The organism is Flavihumibacter sp. CACIAM 22H1, from assembly GCF_001601815.1.
GTDB lineage: Bacteria > Bacteroidota > Bacteroidia > Chitinophagales > Chitinophagaceae > Flavihumibacter.
Map to the genome: position 1 here is coordinate 6,699 of NZ_LUKG01000051.1, position 4,118 is coordinate 10,816.

The 4,118-nt window shown below is 45.4% G+C and carries 6 protein-coding genes; all 6 read right to left on the reverse strand.

Features of this window, described 5'->3' with window-relative positions; all coding sequences use genetic code 11:
* Window positions 1–383, reverse strand: a 383-nt coding sequence (locus A1D16_RS13930; RefSeq protein WP_290710514.1) for a hypothetical protein, incomplete at its 3' end; no start/stop codon positions are given.
* A 10-nt stretch (window positions 384–393) separates the two neighbouring features.
* Window positions 394–1,137, reverse strand: coding sequence for a hypothetical protein (locus tag A1D16_RS13935; RefSeq protein ID WP_290710516.1), 744 nt, complete (start codon window positions 1,135–1,137; stop codon window positions 394–396).
* Window positions 1,138–1,168: 31 nt separating this feature from the next.
* Window positions 1,169–1,714, reverse strand: a complete 546-nt coding sequence (locus A1D16_RS13940; protein WP_290710518.1) for a sigma-70 family RNA polymerase sigma factor — start codon at window positions 1,712–1,714, stop codon at window positions 1,169–1,171.
* A 48-nt stretch (window positions 1,715–1,762) separates the two neighbouring features.
* The gene (locus tag A1D16_RS13945; RefSeq protein ID WP_290710520.1) at window positions 1,763–2,719 is read right to left on the reverse strand and encodes a transketolase C-terminal domain-containing protein; all 957 of its coding nucleotides are present in this window, start codon (window positions 2,717–2,719) and stop codon (window positions 1,763–1,765) included.
* Between the two features lie 29 nt (window positions 2,720–2,748).
* On the reverse strand, window positions 2,749–3,804 hold the full coding sequence (gene galE, locus A1D16_RS13950) for a UDP-glucose 4-epimerase GalE (RefSeq protein WP_290710522.1): 1,056 nt from the start codon (window positions 3,802–3,804) through the stop codon (window positions 2,749–2,751).
* A gap of 35 nt (window positions 3,805–3,839) precedes the next feature.
* Window positions 3,840–4,118 (reverse strand): sugar phosphate nucleotidyltransferase (locus A1D16_RS13955; RefSeq protein ID WP_290710524.1); only part of this gene is annotated, 279 nt, incomplete at its 5' end.

Below are 4,118 nucleotides of genomic sequence, written 5' to 3' on the forward strand. Positions count from 1 at the left end.
TTATCCTGCCGCTGCTGACGCCGTTCCTGGAGCTCTTTCTGCACATAGCTATAGAATTCTTTTTCCGCCTTAAAAAACTGGTTGGCACGTTCAGGCGATAACGCTTTGCTGAAAGAAGTTTGATATTTCTTGCGAACCTCCAGGAGTTTTTCTTCACGTTTCAGTTCATCGCCCCCGCGGCTGTCTGCCCGAACTTTTTTCAGTTCATCCATGTATTCGTTGTAAACTGGCCAGAATTTCTGCGCTTCTTCTGAAGTGAGGCTTAGTTTTTTTGTCAGGTAGGCCACTTTCAATGCTTCCAGGCGTTCGCCATCTCGTTGCTGTGCCTGGCTTACCAGTTGAAAAGAGCCAATAAAAACAAGTAGCGTAAAAATATATTTCATGCCTTTTCAATTAGTTCAAAGTAGAGGTTGATTTGCCGTTAAATTCCTGCAGGTAATGCTGCAGCGCGTCGTCGCTTACATCCGATAAGAGATCATGTATATCAGACGGCGATAAGTCATCAGCGGTAATACCTGCCGTTCCGAAATAGATCGAACTTGTCGGGTTGCTGAATTCGAGAATTGCTTCATCGCTTATTTGCTGCATCTCAGCGTTGAGCTGTTTTACAAAAGCGGGTGAAATGCCTGGTTGTTCAGCAGCAGGTTGCTGGTACATCCAACCTGCAATGGCAAGAATACCTGCCACGGCAGCGGCCACCGCATATTTCAGCCAGGTTTTCTTTATGGAAATCACCCGGGCTTCCGAACTACGCGGCTCCTGCCTTATTTTTTGTAATACCTGTACAGGAAATTGTTCAAAATAATCGGCTGGTACCTGGTAGGGCATTATTCGGTCAGCGGTAGCCAGTACAGATCCGGCACTTATTTCAAAATAGCCTTCCGGTACACGGAACGGCATTTTTTTCGATAAACCTGCGAGCAAGGGGGATAGGCTGCTGATTTCATCCCCGGGGGAGACGGGTGCCGGCTTGTTAATTTCTCCCGTAGTTTGTTCTAAACGAACCCGTTGCAGCATTTTATCAGGAAATTCGGCAAAATACCCGACCGGTGGCTGGTAGGGCATAGTTTCCTGAAGCCCTACCAGTACCGGAGCCAGTTCCTTCAATTCACTTACTATATTTTTATCGGGTGTCATCTGTTCTTAGACCCGGCAGCAGGGGCCAGGTTTAATGATTTAGTAAATAGTCTTCAATTTTTTTTACAGCATGGTGATAAGAGGCTTTCAAGGCGCCTTCTGATGTGTCGAGCACCTTACTCATTTCCTCGTAGGGCATTTCATCGTAATATCTTAAATTAAACACAATTCGTTGTTTTTCAGGTAGTTTTTGAATAGCGACCTGAAGTTTCCATTCAATTTTACGCGCATCAAAGTCCTTATCAGCTTTAATTTGATTGGCCAGGCCATCTTCCACATCGCTTAATGAAACGGCTGATTTTTTCTTTAGTTGTTCCAGAAAACTTAAGCTTTCATTGGTGGCGATCCGGTAAAGCCAGGTGTATAGTTTAGAATCTTCCCGGAAATTTTCAAGTCCGTTCCATACTCGTATGAATACATTTTGCAGCACATCATTGGTATCCTCATGGCTTACAACCATTCTACGGATATGCCAATAAAGCCGTTCCTGGTATTTACGTACAATAGCTGTGTAGGCCCGCTCTTTTGTTTCGGGCTGTTTAAATTGCAGAAGAAGTTCTATATCGTCTGGGACCATTTAAAAACTGCTAAGTGACGCCGGTCGGGGGTCTCCCGACCGGTGGAGTTATTTTTTTCGGGACAATGCTTTTTTGGCCGCTGCTATTATGTGAGACGCACTCAGCCCATATTTTTCCAGTAGTTGAGTGGGCGTTCCACTTTCGCCAAAGGTATCCTGGGTACCCACCATTTCAACCGGTATCGGGTGGTGCTGGCCGGCTACACGTGCAATACTCTCGCCCAATCCACCGAGTACATTATGTTCTTCTGCTGTTACGGCACAACCAGTTTTGCGGATAGATTCCAGGACGGCTGTTTCATCCAGCGGTTTAATAGTATGAATATTTACTATTTCTACGCTGATGCCTTCTGCTTCCAATGCTTTCCCTGCCTCAATTGCGTTCCAAACCAGATGTCCGCAGGCGAAAATGCTCAGGTCGGTACCCCGGTTGAAAAACTGCGCCTTGCCAATTTCGAACGGCCTTCCCTCTGTAAAAATAGGCCAAACCGGCCGGCCAAATCGCAGGTAAACCGGCCCTTCATAACCCGCAATAGCCAGTGTAGCCAAACGGGTTTGTTCGTAATCACAGGGCACAATAACCGTCATGCCTGGTAACATTTTCATCATTCCTATGTCTTCAAGAATCTGGTGGGTTGCGCCATCTTCTCCCAGGGTGAGCCCGGCATGGGAGGCACAGATCTTTACATTCTTGCCCGAATAGGCAACCGACTGGCGGATCTGGTCATAAACCCGTCCGGTTGAGAAGTTGGCAAAAGTAGTTGTAAACGGAATTTTTCCTCCAATGGTTAAACCAGCCGCAATGCCGATCATATTGGCTTCAGCTATTCCACATTGGATATACCGGTCGGGGTTTTCTTTTATAAAGGTGCCCAGTTTCAAAGAGCCGGCAAGATCTGCTGTTAGTGCCACTACATCGGGGTTGGTTCTTCCCAATTCGGTGATCCCGTCCCCAAAACCACTCCGGGTATCTTTTTTACCGGTAACCTGAATATCCTTCAACATACCTGCTAGTTTAATTTTGCTAAAGATAATTAATTCAGATTGGCCTGCTGAACCTGAAACAGCTGCTCGTCTTCTTTGAGTTTCAGCTCCCATTTCCAGGCTGTATCCATCATATCATCGAGTTGATAGTTCAATACCCAATCCAATTCCTTAACGGCATGCTCATTGTTGGCATAGATGGCTATAACATCGCCCGGGCGACGCGGACCAATGCTATAGTTGAGTTTTTGTCCGCTTACTTTTTCAAATGCATGGATTGCTTCCAGTACGGTAACGCCGTTACCTGTACCCAGATTAAATACTTCGCAGGATTTTTTGCCCTTACCCTTTATCAGGTATTGCAATGCCAGTGTATGCGCGTGGGCAATATCTGACACATGAATAAAATCACGAAGGCAGGAACCATCTCTTGTATCATAGTCATTGCCAAAAACCGTAAGAGAAGGAATTTTGCCAATGGCTGTTTGGGTGATGGCGGGTACCAGGTTAGCGGGGCGGCCAATCGGCATTTCGCCAATCTGAATGCTGGGATGTGCGCCTACCGGGTTAAAATAGCGGAGCAGTATACATTGGGCCGAGCTTACTTTGGCAAATTCGCTGATAATCTGTTCGCCCATTTGTTTGGTATACCCATAAGGCGATTCGGCAGGTTTGGGTGGCGTACTTTCCGTTACCGGAATGATGTCTGGATTTCCATATACCGTACAGGAAGAAGAGAATACAAAATGGGGTACTTTAAATTCCTGTACACATTTTAGCAGGTTGAGCAAGCTGACCAGGTTATTTTCAAAATAAAGAAGAGGCTGTTCCACCGATTCTCCGACGGCTTTGTAGGCAGCAAAATGTATGATGCCGGTAATGTCGAGATTTTCTGCAAAAATTGCATAGGTATCGTCAAAATTGCAAAGATCTACTTTGTAGTTTTTGATCTTTTTACCCGTAATTTTTTCCACCCCTTCCAGAATGCGTGCAGAGGAACGTGAGTTGTTATCAACGGATATTACATCAAATCCATTTTCAACCAAATCAACCAGGGTATGTGAACCAATATAGCCACATCCGCCGGTTACCAAAATCTTGCTCATGGGATTATTTTAGGTTAATGTTACAGGTTATTGTTTCAGCCTTCTTTTAAAACAGTCATAAGGTATTGGCCATAGCCACTTTTCAATAGGGGCTGGGCTATTTTTTCCAATTGTTCATTGTTGATGAAGCCTTTCCGCCAGGCGATTTCTTCAATACAGGCAACTTTGATTCCCTGCCTTTGTTCAATTACCTGTACAAATTGAGACGCCTGCATCAGTGAATCAAAGGTACCGGTATCGAGCCAGGCGGTACCCCTGTCCATAATCGAAACCTTTAGTTTGCCCCTGCGCAGGTATTCTTTATTGACATCGGT